The organism is Microcoleus sp. LEGE 07076 (assembly GCF_015207455.1).
GTDB lineage: Bacteria > Cyanobacteriota > Cyanobacteriia > Cyanobacteriales > Microcoleaceae > Microcoleus.
This window is the reverse complement of record NZ_JADEWV010000026.1, coordinates 1-15,125: the sequence shown is the minus strand read 5'-3', so window position 1 is coordinate 15,125 and position 15,125 is coordinate 1. Positions and strand designations below refer to the sequence as shown.

Sequence of the window (15,125 nt, the reverse complement as noted above, 5' to 3'; positions counted from 1 at the left end):
GACTACTGACTGATGACTGCTGACTAATGACTAATTAAGATTGTTGCGAATACATTTCCCGCAATACCAAAGCCGGGTCTACCCAGCGGCCGCCGTACTTCAATCCCCAGTGCAAGTGAGGCCCACTCGTGCGCCCTGTCATTCCCACTCTGGCAATTCTCGCACCCGCCGGCACCGTTTGACCCTGCCAAATTTGCAGGCCGCCTTCGCGATCGACATAATAGCGCCCGCCGTTAACTTTTTCTACTCTACCTCTGAGGTGACAGTAGATGTGTTCCCAATCTCCCGATCGCACTACCATACCAGTGCCGCACCTGCCATCTTCCCAAACTTCCACCACTTGACCCCCCCACCAATTGCGGATATAGCTGCCTTCCGGGGCCGCCATGTCCAAACCGTAATGAAAATCGCCGCCGCGGGGACCGAACGGAGAACTGTAGGCTTCAAAATTTTCGACAGGGAAAGAAGCTTCTTGCCACAAATTACCCGTAGCGATTTTGGTTGGCGAAGCTTGCTGAGCCCGCACTAACTCCTGCCGCCACCCCATACCAAGTAAACCAATGCCGATGGAAGCTGCTACCAGCAGCAGCGATTTGGGGCGAAAAAAGCGTTTGGCCACTCTCGGTATTGTAGAGTCTTGCACGATTTATTTAACTCCTGAAAGTTTAATGTATTTGCGAATCTGCGTTGTCTGTTGTGCCAATTCGCTGCAAGATTGCCTCGCGTGCTTTGCCCAGTAGCGAATCAGTTAACCAACGTGTATCTTACTGCATACAGAACTGGTGTCAAGCGTTCAGGTTAAATATGCTAGGGAACCGAAAGTCGTTGGACTGAGAAATTTGTCGTGCGGTTGAATTCGATCGAGCTTTTGTTTGACACTATAGTTTAGTCCGGGATTTTGGATGCTTTCTGAAATCTCAAATTTATAACACACATCAGCAATGCTTACTGAAATTTTCCCTTTTAGTTTTGCCATAGATGCAACTGCGATCGCCGGCGCGTCATTGTGGTCTTTAGCCCTGTACTGGGGTCTCTCGCCCCTCACAGAATGGGTAATCCTGCAACTCAACCGCTGGATGAATTTTGCCGAAAGATCCCTCTATACCTCGGAAGCGGAGTTTGAGAGAACCCGCCAAGCGCGAGAAGCTCAAAATACTTTTTATGCTTCCCTGCTGAGTATTCTGCCCTTTTTAATTGTGGGCGGATTGTGCAATTGGGGCGTCGAATTGTCGTTGGGTACCAGTTGGGCGGTATCTATGGGGACGATCGCCTGTATTGGCTGCGGCGTTTACGAACTCGGCCGCCGAGACGGTCAATCTTAGGCGATTTTAGATTTGGGATTTTGGATTGGGATTGCTGAAGATATTCGGGGATTCGCAGGGATCTAGAATTGACGATCGTCTCAAATCCAAAACTCAAAATCTAAAATAGAGTTTAATTGCATACATTTTTGATTGATAGATTAACCGCAGATGTAAGGCAGACAAACGCAGATTCATTTGAAGAGAGTTTTTGAGTTGGGCAATCCGATCTAATAAATATGACATTTCACGTTTATTTGTCGATCGCGCCTCAAGCCAAACTGATCATATAGCGGTTATAGCCTTTCTCACAAAGATGAGGTACTCTCGTGGGCATAGGGCATAGGGCATATCTCACCTTTTTGAGAACCGCTATATCATAAATATAACGTATGCCAAATTCTGCTATCACTAAGAATAACACACACAAACGTACAGCGTCTTTACCTCCAAAAACTTCAGAAAGCTTATAGGAACTATCGATTATCAATTACCAATTACCAATTACCGATTACTGATTACCAGACATACCTCATCTTTTTGAGAAAGGCTATATTTTAACCGTAGTTTGACTCAGGATGTTTGCCTAAAAGTCGCAGTTGTCTTTCTGTAGCGGTAGCGATAATTTCGGGATTGAATTGCCACGGCCAAGGCGAAAACTTCTGCGCGATGTTGCGATGGGAATAATGCACTTGCAGCATATAGCGACTGCCATCGACTGTCGTATTTCTGCCGCCGGAATGCCAAATTTCACTGCAAAAAAACAGCACGTCTCCTGCTTTGCACACAACTGGTTCTGGCGAGTGTCCGTTCCAAGTTTCTTCACTGCGATCGGGCTTTCTACCAGATTTGTGACTGCCAGGAATAATATAGGTAGGACAGAGGTCTTCTGTGATGTCGCTGAGATAGAAATGGGCTGTACAAATCCAGACAGGTAGTTGAAAAGTGCTAACGGTAAACACGTTTTCGGGTACTGGGACAAACACCTGATCGACTTGCACGCGCCAACCATCGTAACCGGGGCCACTTTTCCACGCAGTCATGCCGATAATGTGGCAATCGCTGCCCATCAATGCTTCTGCCAATTCAATGATACCAGGTCGATCGATATATGAAAGCCACAGGCGATCGCGATTGAACACGCATTTAAAATGTTTGTTCAACTCACTCCAACTGCTACCATCGAGTCCGAAGGGTTGCAGGCGATCGAGTGCTTCCCGTGCCGCCGTTATTTCCGACTCGCCTAGCACACCGGGAATCAGCGCAAAACCATCTTCATGTAGTGCTGCTACCGCGCCCGCTGTATCCGAAATGTCGCAAGTCTTTTGCTGATAGCTAAAAACTTCGTTTAAGGTGCTTGCGTTCATAATTCAAATTTGAGTAAAGTTATTAACTGTTATTAAATTAACACTAATTATGCTCGATATTTGCATACTCTGAAGTTATTGTAGGGTGCGTCAGTAGTTATCAAATCTTTGCTAAACACAGCTCGGACTTTTGCTGACGCACCCTACGGAATCAGTTATTGTAGGGTGCGTCAGTTATCAAATCTTTGCTAAACACAGCTCGGACTTTTGCTGACGCACCCTACGGAATCAGTTATTGTAGGGTGCGTCAGTTATCAAATTTTTGCTAAAAACAGATCGGACTTTTGCTGACGCACCCTACGGAATCAGTTATTGTAGGGTGCGTCAGTTATAAAATTTTTGCTAAAAACAGATCGGACTTTTGCTGACGCACCCTACGGACTCAGGTATAATTGACAGGTCTGATCTGGGAATAAACCAAATGAAATACCAACCAGAACCAACATTATTAAATCAAGCCCGCGCCGCCTTCAAAGAAATCTGGGGATACGACGACTTTCGGCCGCCCCAAGCAGAAATCGTTAGCAGTTTGTTAGCCGGGAAAGATACAATGATAATTATGCCGACAGGTGGCGGCAAATCAATCTGCTTTCAACTGCCAGCTTTGTTAGAAACAGGCTTAACTTTGGTGATTTCGCCGTTAGTCGCACTGATGGAAAATCAAGTGCAAGAATTGCGCGAACTCAATCTCCCGGCTGCCCTCCTCCACAGTCAATTATCAGCGCAGCAACGCCAACAAACTATGCAATCGCTGCAACAAAATAAGTTGAGATTGCTGTATCTGTCTCCCGAAACATTACTCAGCAAACCTGTTTGGGCAATTATCAGTCAGCCGCACATACCAATCAACGGTTTAATATTAGATGAAGCTCACTGTTTAGTCCAATGGGGCGATACTTTTCGACCCGCTTACCGCCGTTTGGGAACAGTACGGCCGACTTTGTTAAAATCTAAGCCGGAAGGTAGTAAAATTGCGATCGCAGCTTTCACCGCTACCGCCAACCCGTCAGCACAAAAAACAATCAAAAATGTTTTACAACTGCAAAAACCAGAAGCATTTTTGCTAAGTCCTTACCGTTCTAACTTACACCTGCAAGTGCAAACAGTTTGGACTCCGAGAGGACGCAAACAGCAATTATTTAATTTTATCAAAGCTCGACCAAAACAAGCAGGTTTAGTCTACGTCCGCACTAGAAAAGATAGCGAAAACTTGGCGGTTTTGTTGGAAGATGCAGGTTATGAAACAGCAGCATATCATGCAGGCTTAAGTCCAGAATCGCGGCGAAAAATCGAAACAGCTTGGCTGAATGGAGATATTAAGTTTGTGATTTGTACCTGTGCTTTCGGGATGGGAATTAACAAGCCTGATGTGCGCTGGGTTGTTCATTTTCAAGCACCTTTGCTATTATCGGAATACATTCAGGAAATAGGTAGAGGCGGACGGGACGGTAAATCATCGATCGCCCTGACGTTGATTAGCGAACCTACGGGTTTGCTTTATCCCGATGACAAACAAAGAGCACAATTTTTTCAAGACAAATTACGATCGCAATTTCGAGAAGCGCAGCAGTTGGCGAAACAACTCCCAGCTAAGGGCGATGTAGATGCTGTGGGGCGGGAATTTCCCCAAAGTGCGAGATCCCTTTCCATCTTGCACAGCAGCGGACAGTTAAGATGGTCAGATCCTTTCAATTATGCGATCATCGACAAATCCGCACCACAAAAAGGCACCAAACAAAACTTTACCGCCGCCGCAGAAATGGCAAAATATCTCAAACACCGACAGTGTAGATGGCAATTTTTGCTGCAAGCTTTTGGCTTTACCAAGGAAGCTACATCTATGCGCTGCGGCCACTGCGATAATTGTCGGTAATTCTAGATAACTCGGCGGTTGAAACCGCTCCTTGTCAAACAAAGTCCGCCTCCGCGGACTAAGAAATATGAAAGAAAGTAGCCGTAGTAGCCGTAGAGTGCGTCGCCATCAAAAATTCCCCAGAAAAATCGACAATCTAATAGCGACGCACCTTAAGGTATAATTATATATCGACGACCGATTACCGATTACAAATTACAAATTACAAATAAACTAAATGATAGAAATAAATACTAAAGAAATGTATACAGTAGAAAATACAGAGGAATTTAACCATAGTAATGTCACTCAGCGATTAGATATTTGGCTGTCAAACCAGATACCAGACTTATCGAGATCGCGCGTGCAAACCCTCATAGCACAAGGCAATGTCAAAGTCAACGACGCAACTTGTACGTCGAAAAAAATATCAGTAAAAACGGGCGATCGCATTCACCTCACCTTACCCGAAACCCAGCCCACATCCTTACAGCCCCAAGCAATTCCCCTGGATATCCTCTACGAAGATGAGGCATTAATTATCATCAACAAACCCGCCGGATTAGTAGTCCACCCCGCCGCCGGACATCCAGACGGCACATTAGTTAACGCGCTTTTAGCCCATTGTCCCCTAGCAGCAATCGGCGGAGTTCAGCGGCCGGGAATCGTCCACAGATTGGACAAAGATACCACAGGTGCGATCGCGATCGCCAAAACCGATGTTGCCCACCAACACCTGCAAGCCCAACTGAAAACCAAAACCGCCCGCCGCGAATATTTAGGCGTAGTTTACGGCGTTCCCAGTATCGAAACAGGTACAATAGATTTACCAATTGGTCGCCATCCCACAGACCGCAAAAAAATGGCAGTAGTAGCAGAAGAAAAAGGCGGCCGCCCCGCAATTACTCACTGGAAAATTCAAGAAAGACTCGGCAACTATTGCTTAATCCACTATCAATTAGAAACAGGCCGCACCCATCAAATTCGCGTGCATACAGCGGAGATCAAACATCCGATTGTCGGCGACCCAGTTTACAGTTCCAACCGTTCTATAGGAGTCAATTTGACCGGACAAGCCCTCCACGCATGGCGGCTGACATTGCAGCATCCGGTGACAGGAGAGTTGATTGAGGCGATCGCACCTTTACCCGATCAATTCAACACCTTGTTAAAAATATTGCGCCTGCGCCGTTTGTAGTCAGGACTTTAGTTTTTTCTTTTTTTATTTAGAAAAAAGGACTAAAGTCCTGACTACGAACCTTTAATATCAGGTTCGCTTAGCAGCATCCAATCTCGGGAGAATCAATAGAGGCGATTGGCACCGTTTGTAGTCAGGACTTTAGTTTTTTCTTTTTTTATTTAGAAAAAAGGACTAAAGTCCTGACTACGAACCTTTAATATCAGGTTCGCTTAGCACACAAAAAATTATGAGTCCTGAGTTTTGGATTCCAAGTTTACTGCAAAACTCAAACCTCAAAACTCAAAACTCAAAATTTTCTCAAACTAAAAGTCGATCGCCCGACACAAACAATAATACCAAGCAGCATCAATTACCGACGGTAAGGAACCATCGTGTCGATATTGATATTGGCCAGTGGCACGCGCTGCGGCGGAGTAGCAGGCATGGGCATATTGCGCGCCATACCCAAATAGTTCGACGGATCGCCAGCCTTCGGCTGCTGTTCTTGAGGAACAAAACGGCGGACACTTGTCTGCCAGATAATTTGCGGGAAGCCGAGCTGCGAGCGGTGGTACTCACCGTAGCGGGGCGTCTTCAAGTTGAAAGGAGTTTCTCCTCCAACACGCTGAGGCAAAATCCGGCGCTGCTGGTAAGGTACTGTATCGTAGCCGAACTTTTCCAGGTACTCATCGCTATTGACCAGATCGTCAATAAACCCTTGAGGCCCCTTAGTGGCTACCACGATCGACCAAGCAATCTTTTCGCGCTCGCTGTAAACATCCCGGCCCAAAATGCGCTGCACGCACATTTCGACAAATCGGTAGTTGCTGTTAGTTTGATAATTCCGCTCCATGAAAGGAGCCGAAGTCGCCAAACCGCGAATAAAATCCCGCACCGTAATCTGGCCGAACTTCAGTTGCGACTCCAAAAACTTTTGGCGGTTGCTCTTGAGGATTTGGTGTTCGCTGTAAATCTGGCGATATCCAGCCCAAATCAAATTTTCCATGTCTCCAGACGAGAGCACATTTTCAGTTGTGAAAACTCTGGGCTGCTCGTCGCCCCCAATTTCATAACCAGCAACGCGCTGGTTTTGGCTTTTGGGGGCGTAATTTAACAAAGGAAGCGCCACGTTATAATCTCCGTTATCTCAAATTTCCGAAATAGTTGATACCGCGAGCTGCCAGCATAACGGATACAACTAACCAACATACAGATTAGGGGATTCAGGCAATCTAAATCCGATTTTCCTGAATTTTTGCAACAATCTGTAACATTTGTTGGCTGTTGACTGTTGACTGTTGGCTGTTGACTGTTGGCTGTTGACTGTTGACTGTTGGCTGTTCGCTGACAACTGACAACGGACAACGGACAACTGCCAACTGCCAAATAAATTACCAGCCTAGGGCTGAGTAAAACTCGGTAGCAACCGACTCCTTCTCAGCAGCCGGGGCCGCTGCATCCGAGTCTGGTTCCACCCGAATTTCAGTACAAAAAGTTGAAGTGCTGAAACCGCCAAAGCGCTTGACGCTACTCGTCCGCATCCGCACGTTGGGATTGGGAAACCAAAAACGCTCGATCGAACTCATAGTCTCGTATTCGGTAATCAGCAGCAGCGCATCCTCATCGTCCATCTCAAAACGGCCCGCCACCGGCACGATTTCGGCATAACCCCGTTCCCGCAACATCAAACCCTGCCGCGGATTTTCAGGGTCTGGGACGATCGCGAACACAGTAGAGCCCTTGTGATTCTCATCATCCTTATCCCACGCCATCGTGCCGTGCCAAGTCACAAATGCTCCCCCAGCAGCCCGACTCGGATCGACCTCGTGCATCTGGCAAATTTCAGCCACTCGCGCGTCATCCGCACCTAGGGCCGTTACCTGAATATTTGAATCCCCAATCTCCGCTTGGCGGAAAGCGAGGTGGTGAGTGCTGCGCTGCGATCGCCATTCTCCAGCACTACTGTGAAAAAACTCCATTGCATCCATACAAACTAACTCCTTTGGCTGAGGCTTCCCAGTTTTTACGCTTTTTTATGATAAAGCTCCCTCCACTTAGATGTACTTTTGCGAAACAAATTAGTCTCAAAATGTCTACTTTGGACATATTGTCAAGTGAATGTTATGATAGTTTACAATGTAGGAGACACAAGAAATCTTGCGAAAGGTGATTACGATCGCGATCGCACAGACGATCTCATGTAGCAAACTGGAGGAGCGATTTATGGATATGCCTACAACCAGCCTCAGCATGGAGCAGCAGTTCAAATTGCAAGTGCTGCGCGAACAAGTCAAAAGCTTGAGCCAAGACCAAGCTCAGGAATACCTGCTAGAAGTTATGCGGCAGAACATGGTCAAAGAAAACTTGTTAAAGTATTGGATGAAGAAAATGTGAGCTTTTCGACAATCGCCCGCTGCACTAGAGCTGTACAACACAACTTTTTTGATAAATTAATCCCCGTACCTGCTTCGCGAGTAGGTGCGGGGACAATTATTTGGGGCATGGGCTCGCTCCGGGCATGGGGCATTGACCCGCTCCGGCCCGCAGCAGCAAATCATATATCACTATGATGGAAAATGAAGCACAAGAAGCTGAGTTGGAAATGAAATTAACTGGACGGAGCAGAGTGATAATTCAAGATAATGGTTCCATACACAAATTTCTGGATGTCCAGCAAAAATGGTCTCAGTGGGAAAGCCAGGGATTGTATATTTTCTTTTTACCTAAATACTGTTCGGAAATGAACAAGATTGAACTGGAATGGCAGCAACTTAAAAATCATGAACTGGTCGGACAAATGTTTGAAGATGAACTAGATATTGCCTACGCAGTAATGGATGGAATTGAAGCGAGAGGGCAACGAGGAAATTATATAACTAATCGCTTTAAATTCAGCTCCAATTCCGCTTGTTAACATTTCTTTATTTGCCTTGTTTTTTTATACCGACCTACTTATCCATCCCCAAAATCCAACAAATTGCCCGATCCAGAAACTGCACAATAGTTGAATATTCCATTGTCTTTTCAGAAATTTACATCTGGGTAATCCAATCAAACGGCAACATCAGCCGGCGTTGCTGAATACAAATATGAATTCAAGATTTCCCAATTGCTATAAGCCAAGTATGGTGAGCTTTGTAACATCAAGCGAAAAATTGATTCATACGCCAGAATCAGCAACACCTTTTTTTTTACCGCTCTTGGCGCAGAGACCGCAGAGAGAAGAGGGAATAGAGGTCTTGTGGTAATGTGAAATCCAGTACAGTCAGCTCGATCGAATTTCTCTCCCCTTTCTCTGATTTCTCTGCGTTCTCTGCGGTTAGATATTTGAGAACTTAAATCTGGCGTTGCTGAATATAAACATGAATTCAAGATTTCCCAATTGCTATAAGCCAAGTATGGTGAGCTTTGTAACATCAAGCGAAAAATTGATTCATACGCCAGAATCAGCAACGCCTTTTTTTTACCGCAGAGGGCGCTCTTGGCGCAGAGAGAAGAGGGAAGAGGGAATAGAGGTCTTGTGGTAATGTGAAATCCAGTACAGTCAGCTCGATCGAATTTCTCTCCCCTTTCTCTGATTTCTCTGCGTTCTCTGCGGTTAGATATTTGAGAACTTAAATCTGGCGTTGCTGAATATAAACATGAATTCAAGATTTCCCAATTGCTATAAGCCAAGTATGGTGAGCTTTGTAACATCAAGCGAAAAGTTGATTCTGGCGTATGAATCAGCAACGCCCATCAGCCATCGCGCCCCCAACCTGCAACCCCTCAACCAACAAAACCAAACCCTCAAACAAATCATCCTCCAAACCCGCATCTCCATCGGCACCGAAGAAACCGACGACGCAGGCAACAAAATTTAGCTATAATCCCAGTACAACCCACATTCGGATACTGCACGAGCGCGATCGAGTATTTTTAAAAGATCAGCAATATTGAAGCGTCTGATATGAGAGATATCCCTTTGTACCTGAGAGTGGGCTCGGGCCATGAAAGCGACGGAGCTGTATTTGCCCAACTGATTCTGGAATTGAAACAGCAATGGAATGTCGATGCACTGTTTCTGGCTGATGCAGCCCTCTACACTGCTGCTAACCTCCAACAGATGACCCAATTGAGATGGGTATCTGACCTCTCTCCAATTGGAGAAACGCCTAGCAAAACAACAAGCAAAAGCCGTTTGTGTACTCAAACAATTACAGAGTCAACAGGCAAGCCTGTGAACCAGATGCCCGACGCTGCCGCGGCTGCATTGTCGCAACAGTTACCCTACCATCAATTACAGGACAAGCAAGCGATCGAAATTAGAGAACACAAAAAATCTGGCAGACCCCGCCTGGATGCAGCCGGTCAGAAACATTATCAAATCTGTGCGGTACTTGTTCCTAAAGGTAGCGTCATTGCGGCCGTTCGGCAACGTGCAGGGTTGTTTTTGTTGGCAACCAATGTGTTAGACTAGAAGGTGTTAAATGATGAACAAATTCTACAATAATACAAGGCGCAGCCATCGGCGGAGCGAGGTTTTCGGTTTCTCAAAGCTGCGTTATTTTTTACTTCGAGTTTCTTGAGCAAGACCCCTGAGCGAGTGGCTGCGCTGGCAAGGTTAATGGGTTTGTGTTTGTTTATAGTTTGGGTCAACCCTCGCTGCGTCAAGCTCTCGAACGAGCGAAACAAACCATTGACAATCAAGTAAGTAAACCTACTGCCAAACCCACAATGAGATGGGTTTTTCACTGTTTTATGTCGATTCATTTGTTAACGGTTAATGGCGTCAAACAAATTACCAATCTCAATCGAGAAAGATTGTGGATTATCCAATTTTTTGGTGCGCCTTGTCGCAAATATTACCTGCTTTCTTGAGAGTAACGCTAGTACATCGCTCGAGTCATTTTTTTTTCAAGTCCTATATTTTGAAAAATCTTGGATGAGGCGATCGTACCTGCGGAATGTGGGTGATAGCGGGGTTGAAACGAAAAACTCTTGGTGATTCAGGCCTCAGACAGCAAATTGCTCAAACAGTCCATTCGATCGATGATTAATTCGCGCTTCTTAAATTTGGAGATGTTTCAATTCCGTATCAAAATCAAAGAAATTATTTGGATAGTAGGCGATGGCGGGCGTTGCTCGATCGTACCCTAATTTAGCAGCGCCTGACTTCTTTGCCGTTGAGCTTCGTATAAGATGAGGGCTCCGGCGATCGACACATTTAATGATTCTACGTTGCGGCTTAGGGGGATTTGGATTTGTCGATCGGCCAAACTTCTCAATTCTGGCGACAATCCAGAACCTTCGTTACCCAAAACTATCAGAGTCGGCACTCGCAAATCTACTTCCCAATAAGTTAAACTCGCGCCCGCAGCGGTGGCTAAAATTTGCATTCCCCGATTTTTGTACCCCGAGACTGCTGCGGTTAAATCTGGAGCGACTGCTATTGGCAGCTTAAACCAAGCTCCGGCGGAGGCGCGCAGCACTTTGGGATGATCTAAATCGGCGCTGTCGGCGCTCAGCAGCAAACCGTCGGCACTAGCAGCCGCTGCCGTGCGGACGATCGCCCCCAAGTTGCCGGGATCTTGGATTTTTTCTAAGGCTATTCCTAAAGTTGAAATTTCTGGGGGTGCGGTGGCGATGATGCCGTCGGGTTGAACTGTGGTGGCGATCGAATCTAACACTTTGGCACTGACTAATTCTGTGCGATCGGCTAAACTACCAATTTGCTCCCACAGTTTCTCATGCCCATTCAACCATTCAGGAGTGCAGCAAACTGTTTCTAACAGGTATTTCACCGCGCAAGCTTCTTCCAGCAAATGCGTCCCTTCGAGTAAAAATAATTGTTTTTCCCTGCGTCCCTTCGAGCTATGCAGCTTGCGGATTTCTTTGACTAGGGGGTTTTGAATACTTGTGAGCATTGTATTAATTCAGCAGAGCCAATGGGGTTATTGCCTGTATCGGGTTAACCCCAAACTTTCTTCTGCCTTGAGAATGCGGAACCCGGGACTTGAACCCGGAAGGCTTGCACCACATGAACCTGAATCATGCGCGTCTACCAATTTCGCCAGTTCCGCATTTGTCACGAACTTATACTATCCCATATCTTGGAAAATCTGTCAACTGTTTTGGGCAATTTATTTTATTCTTCTCGGCTGCGAGTAATAGGGAGAACTTTAAGAACCGCTTATCCACCCTGCTTAATTAAGGGGGGCTAGGAGGCTATCCAAATTAATATTACACCTTTTTTGAAGCCCTTCTTTTCCACCACAAACCCATTCCAGCAGCCACAAACGTACCAACAGCAGTCATCGGTTCCGGTACAGGTTCATACTCATAAATTGCACTAACCGTAGTGTTAGCCGCAACCTTACCGTCGAAACTTCCCCTCACAGGATTCCCCTGAATTTGAGTAAAACCCGTCGTCATCAAACCTGCGATCAAAGTATCACCATCACATCCACTTAACGCACTCAGAGACTCCGGAGAATCATAACTCTTTGACACAGTACCGGAAGCCGAACCGCTAACACTTCCCGTAGTGCCACTACCAATCTTAGTTTCCGGCGGACTTGCTAACACACTTAAAGTCAAATTAGGGTCAACTTTCAACAGCGGAATATTCACAGCAATACTGGCATTAGTCGCCGCCGTCCCCATAAAATCTCCTGTCAAAGGAGTAATGCTAACACTATTATTAACAGTAGACTTAACCGTAACATAAGCCTTTAATAGCGTTCCCAACAGCGAATTAAACTTAGGCAAAACCACATTCGTGCTACTATTTAATGGCTGCGAACCCAGATCCACAGTATAAGTTTGAGTGAGAGTAGCAGCTTGTACAGCAAAACATTGACTAACAACTGCAAAACTTAAAGTTCCGCCAACAATTCCCAACTTTTGATAAACATTCATTTCGATCAACCCCTAAAATAATCAAATTGTATTTTATCCGCGTTCATCCGCGTTCATCTGCGGTTAAAAACTCCAACTCCGCAAAGCCCAATTTCCAATCAAAGACATTAAGTAACTAAAAGCCCAAACAGTATAAACTATACTTAAAGGCGCATAAGCCGCCAAAACCCATCGAGTTTCTGCTGCTTCCTCAATCTCCTCCCTCCGCAACAAATCCCCATAAAAATCAAACGACCTTTGTCGCAGATTGTTAATGCCAGTTCCAGCAACCAACAAATAATAACCATCAAATCTATTCAACGGATTCAAGTTAATTGCAACTGTCAGCAATGCCGCCACCATCAACAAGTAACTAATTTGATGCCAAACTGGATTGAACTGAGAAAACAGCCACATCCAAACAGCAAATGCCCAAATTGTTACTTGAATCAATACTCCCGCCGCTACTACTAAAACTCGCTGTTTCCGCCTGACTAAACTGTATTGGTCAGTTGTATCTGTATAGCATCCGGGGATGAAACACATAAACAACAATCCAATTTCTTTAACAATACCGCCGTAGTGTTTGAGGGTGAAAGCATGACCGAGTTCATGCAAAGCTATTACTAGCATTGTCAGCAAGACGACTTTGATTATGTTCTCAAGTTTTCCGGCTGTCAATAACTGCTGGTGCGAAGTGGCAACTTCCGCTGGGGAAGCCAACCACACTGCTACAGAGGAAGAGATGAAAGCGCACAGAAAAAAGCCAAACTCCCACGTCCAAATCCAGCGGAGTTTGTCGATGTGCCGCGACAGCAAAACATCGGGATTGACGAGGGGAATTGTGAAGGATAGCAGATTGAATTTGGCTTTTGGGGGCTTGGTTCCTTCTAGCATTCCTGCTTGTGCTAAGTCTTTTAAGAGATTTTGCACATCTTCTAAATCTAGGTCGTATTCGGCGAGAATATTAGTTAGTGGCTGTTGACTTAGTTGCAAGATTACCTGTTTGTCAAAGTCGTCAACTTGCAGACAGGTAATGTCTTCGGGATTGCGAAGTATCCAATAACCGTCGGGATGAGGTATCCACTGCACCGCTGATTTGAGTTGCATTGTAAATTGTAACTTTGGATGGCAAAGTTTCGATTTAATTGAATAGGAATTAGGCGTTTTTAGGCGGAGATTTCGATCCCCCCTAGCCCCCCTTAAGAAGGGGGGGACAAGAGTTCTCTCAAAGTCCCCCTTCTTAAGGGGGATGCGAGGGGGATCTAGACTTTCGGATCAAGCAGAGAGACAGTGGGTGTTTTTATTGAATTGTCTTGAATCGATCGCAAATTTATATTTTTCAGTTTTCTCCGCTAGGTTTTTGAGTATTTCGATCAACCCTCTCTTTCCCTGAAAAGCGTATTTTTCAAAAGAAATTTGACCCCATTTCAATGAAGCAGGGAAGTATTGAAGCATTTTGTGAAGAAGCTTGAGTGATATTTGTTTGGGCTTTAGACTTTAATCCAAATTTCACCTTGGTGTTTATGGTATCAGAAAGCCGAAAAAAAGCAAGTGTAAGTTCTAACTATTTTAGAAATTACGCATTTTTCACCTGTGATTGCGCGGGAAACCTTGTGTAGCTGATACTTCTGGTTGAGGAGGGGATTGCTCTCCCAAAAAGTTTACAGAAACTTTACGATCGCTAAAATCATTTTTGGTGTATGATGACCGTGAAGAAGCTACAAACCACAGAAATTAAGCATTAACAAAGTATTTGTGCGATCGCCCGCCTGACCGTTAGCAAAGCGCGGCATATTTAAAGCGATCGCCTATACTGAAAATTTGTTAATTTTGCGTAATTTTTCAAATAAACAGAAATTTTTGACGATTATTAAAAAATCTTTGTAGGGAAAGGATTTTGGTTGAGTGTCTGAAGGCATTTAATTAGGTTCTGGCGATCGACTTCATATTAATACAGGGTGCAAAAGTTATGGGTTGGCTAAATTTTGGTGGCAAAAAACGCGATCGGGCTCAAGGTTTTGGGGATTCAAGTAAAACAAAGAGTCGGAAACGACCGAAAAGTTTTATCTTAGAAAGAATTGTGACTCCGAGTGCGGGTTTTGGAGATTGGGATCACGAATTCGACCAGCTACATCAATTATTGGGTTCTTTGTCGCTTTCTGATTTACATTTACCTAATTTCTTGGCTGATAGCGGTGTTTGCCCGATCGACCCTGCTGCGCCAACTAATAATTTACCACCGCTGATTGATTTTGACCCGCTGGGTCTGTACCATGATGGGATTGCCACTCAAACCCCTTACACTCCGGGCGGTGCGTTTGAGACTTTGCCGATTGCTTTGATTCCCGTCGATCCGCATTCGCCGAATCCTAACAATCCGAATGCAATCCGTCAATTGCTCAATTTTCCTTTGGCTGATCAGCCGTTGGTGGGGAGTATTGATACGGGTGTGAGTGCGGATAGTCCTTATTTGAATTACGCGAATATTAAGCAGGGCCGCGATTATGTGGGCGGGGATGATAATCCGTTGCTGAAGCCTGGGG

18 protein-coding genes, 1 tRNA gene and 2 pseudogenes are annotated in these 15,125 nt (G+C 45.3%); 11 read left to right on the top strand and 10 right to left on the bottom strand.

The window, feature by feature from the left end; translation table 11 throughout:
• Positions 1-34 precede the first annotated feature (34 nt).
• Positions 35-643, bottom strand: a complete 609-nt coding sequence (locus tag IQ270_RS06640; RefSeq protein ID WP_193972455.1) for a M23 family metallopeptidase — start codon at positions 641-643, stop codon at positions 35-37.
• A gap of 298 nt (positions 644-941) precedes the next feature.
• Here IQ270_RS06640 and IQ270_RS06635 point away from each other — a divergent pair, with 298 nt between their 5' ends.
• Entirely contained in the window at positions 942-1,322 is a 381-nt protein-coding gene (locus tag IQ270_RS06635; RefSeq protein ID WP_193972454.1) for a hypothetical protein, read from the top strand.
• A gap of 536 nt (positions 1,323-1,858) precedes the next feature.
• Here IQ270_RS06635 and IQ270_RS06630 read toward each other — a convergent pair.
• Positions 1,859-2,668 (bottom strand): phytanoyl-CoA dioxygenase family protein, encoded by an 810-nt coding sequence (locus tag IQ270_RS06630; RefSeq protein ID WP_193972453.1) that lies wholly within the window; start codon positions 2,666-2,668, stop codon positions 1,859-1,861.
• Positions 2,669-3,089: 421 nt separating this feature from the next.
• On the opposite strand from IQ270_RS06630, the gene IQ270_RS06625 reads away from it, so the two are divergent.
• The gene (locus IQ270_RS06625; RefSeq protein ID WP_193972452.1) at positions 3,090-4,541 is read left to right on the top strand and encodes an ATP-dependent DNA helicase RecQ; all 1,452 of its coding nucleotides are present in this window, start codon (positions 3,090-3,092) and stop codon (positions 4,539-4,541) included.
• 217 nt (positions 4,542-4,758) lie between these two features.
• Positions 4,759-5,718: an RluA family pseudouridine synthase gene (locus tag IQ270_RS06620; RefSeq protein WP_193972451.1), complete on the top strand. Its 960-nt coding sequence runs from the start codon at positions 4,759-4,761 to the stop codon at positions 5,716-5,718.
• 352 nt (positions 5,719-6,070) lie between these two features.
• Here the strand turns inward: IQ270_RS06620 and IQ270_RS06615 are convergent, their stop codons facing one another.
• From IQ270_RS06615 to IQ270_RS06605, 3 genes are all read right to left on the bottom strand, one after another.
• Positions 6,071-6,829 (bottom strand): phycobilisome rod-core linker polypeptide, encoded by a 759-nt coding sequence (locus tag IQ270_RS06615; protein WP_193972450.1) that lies wholly within the window; start codon positions 6,827-6,829, stop codon positions 6,071-6,073.
• Between the two features lie 103 nt (positions 6,830-6,932).
• On the bottom strand, positions 6,933-7,079 hold the full coding sequence (locus tag IQ270_RS06610; protein ID WP_193972449.1) for a hypothetical protein: 147 nt from the start codon (positions 7,077-7,079) through the stop codon (positions 6,933-6,935).
• 12 nt (positions 7,080-7,091) lie between these two features.
• Complete coding sequence (locus IQ270_RS06605) at positions 7,092-7,688, bottom strand: phycobiliprotein lyase (protein ID WP_193972448.1); 597 nt, start codon at positions 7,686-7,688, stop codon at positions 7,092-7,094.
• Positions 7,689-7,923: 235 nt separating this feature from the next.
• Between IQ270_RS06605 and IQ270_RS06600 the strand changes: the two genes are divergently transcribed.
• The 3 genes from IQ270_RS06600 to IQ270_RS06590 are packed head-to-tail and all read left to right on the top strand — an operon-like array spanning position 7,924 to position 8,614.
• Positions 7,924-8,094: an NblA/ycf18 family protein gene (locus IQ270_RS06600; protein WP_193972447.1), complete on the top strand. Its 171-nt coding sequence runs from the start codon at positions 7,924-7,926 to the stop codon at positions 8,092-8,094.
• On the top strand, positions 8,091-8,270 hold the full coding sequence (locus IQ270_RS06595) for a hypothetical protein (protein ID WP_193972446.1): 180 nt from the start codon (positions 8,091-8,093) through the stop codon (positions 8,268-8,270). Before IQ270_RS06600 ends, IQ270_RS06595 begins: the two co-directional genes overlap by 4 nt.
• Positions 8,267-8,614: a transposase gene (locus IQ270_RS06590; protein ID WP_228056128.1), complete on the top strand. Its 348-nt coding sequence runs from the start codon at positions 8,267-8,269 to the stop codon at positions 8,612-8,614. The genes IQ270_RS06595 and IQ270_RS06590 overlap by 4 nt, the downstream gene beginning before the upstream one ends.
• A 137-nt stretch (positions 8,615-8,751) precedes the next feature.
• Here IQ270_RS06590 and IQ270_RS06585 read toward each other — a convergent pair whose 3' ends face one another.
• The gene (locus tag IQ270_RS06585) at positions 8,752-9,375 is read right to left on the bottom strand and encodes a hypothetical protein (protein ID WP_193972445.1); all 624 of its coding nucleotides are present in this window, start codon (positions 9,373-9,375) and stop codon (positions 8,752-8,754) included.
• Positions 9,376-9,377: 2 nt separating this feature from the next.
• Between IQ270_RS06585 and IQ270_RS06580 the strand changes: the two genes are divergently transcribed.
• The 4 genes and pseudogenes from IQ270_RS06580 (at position 9,378) to IQ270_RS06565 (ending at position 10,839) form a co-directional block, all read left to right on the top strand.
• The gene (locus IQ270_RS06580) at positions 9,378-9,563 is read left to right on the top strand and encodes a hypothetical protein (protein ID WP_193972444.1); all 186 of its coding nucleotides are present in this window, start codon (positions 9,378-9,380) and stop codon (positions 9,561-9,563) included.
• Between the two features lie 92 nt (positions 9,564-9,655).
• Positions 9,656-9,829, top strand: a pseudogene (locus IQ270_RS30755) (IS1634 family transposase); the annotation flags it as partial.
• A gap of 141 nt (positions 9,830-9,970) precedes the next feature.
• Positions 9,971-10,560, top strand: a pseudogene (locus tag IQ270_RS30750) (IS1634 family transposase); the annotation flags it as partial.
• A 123-nt stretch (positions 10,561-10,683) separates the two neighbouring features.
• A complete protein-coding gene (locus IQ270_RS06565; RefSeq protein ID WP_193972441.1) occupies positions 10,684-10,839 on the top strand; it encodes a hypothetical protein in 156 nt (51 codons plus the stop codon).
• Here IQ270_RS06565 and IQ270_RS06560 read toward each other — a convergent pair.
• The 4 genes from IQ270_RS06560 to IQ270_RS06545 form a co-directional block, all read right to left on the bottom strand.
• On the bottom strand, positions 10,836-11,606 hold the full coding sequence (locus tag IQ270_RS06560; protein WP_193972440.1) for an RNA methyltransferase: 771 nt from the start codon (positions 11,604-11,606) through the stop codon (positions 10,836-10,838). The two genes, IQ270_RS06565 and IQ270_RS06560, sit on opposite strands and share 4 nt — an antisense overlap.
• Before the next feature lie 74 nt (positions 11,607-11,680).
• Positions 11,681-11,762, bottom strand: a tRNA-Leu gene (locus tag IQ270_RS06555).
• A 160-nt stretch (positions 11,763-11,922) separates the two neighbouring features.
• Complete coding sequence (locus IQ270_RS06550; protein ID WP_193972439.1) at positions 11,923-12,600, bottom strand: PEP-CTERM sorting domain-containing protein; 678 nt, start codon at positions 12,598-12,600, stop codon at positions 11,923-11,925.
• Positions 12,601-12,663: 63 nt separating this feature from the next.
• Positions 12,664-13,689 (bottom strand): site-2 protease family protein, encoded by a 1,026-nt coding sequence (locus IQ270_RS06545; RefSeq protein WP_193972438.1) that lies wholly within the window; start codon positions 13,687-13,689, stop codon positions 12,664-12,666.
• An 862-nt stretch (positions 13,690-14,551) separates the two neighbouring features.
• Here IQ270_RS06545 and IQ270_RS06540 point away from each other — a divergent pair.
• On the top strand, positions 14,552-15,125 hold a 574-nt coding region (locus tag IQ270_RS06540), incomplete at its 3' end, for a hypothetical protein (RefSeq protein ID WP_193972437.1).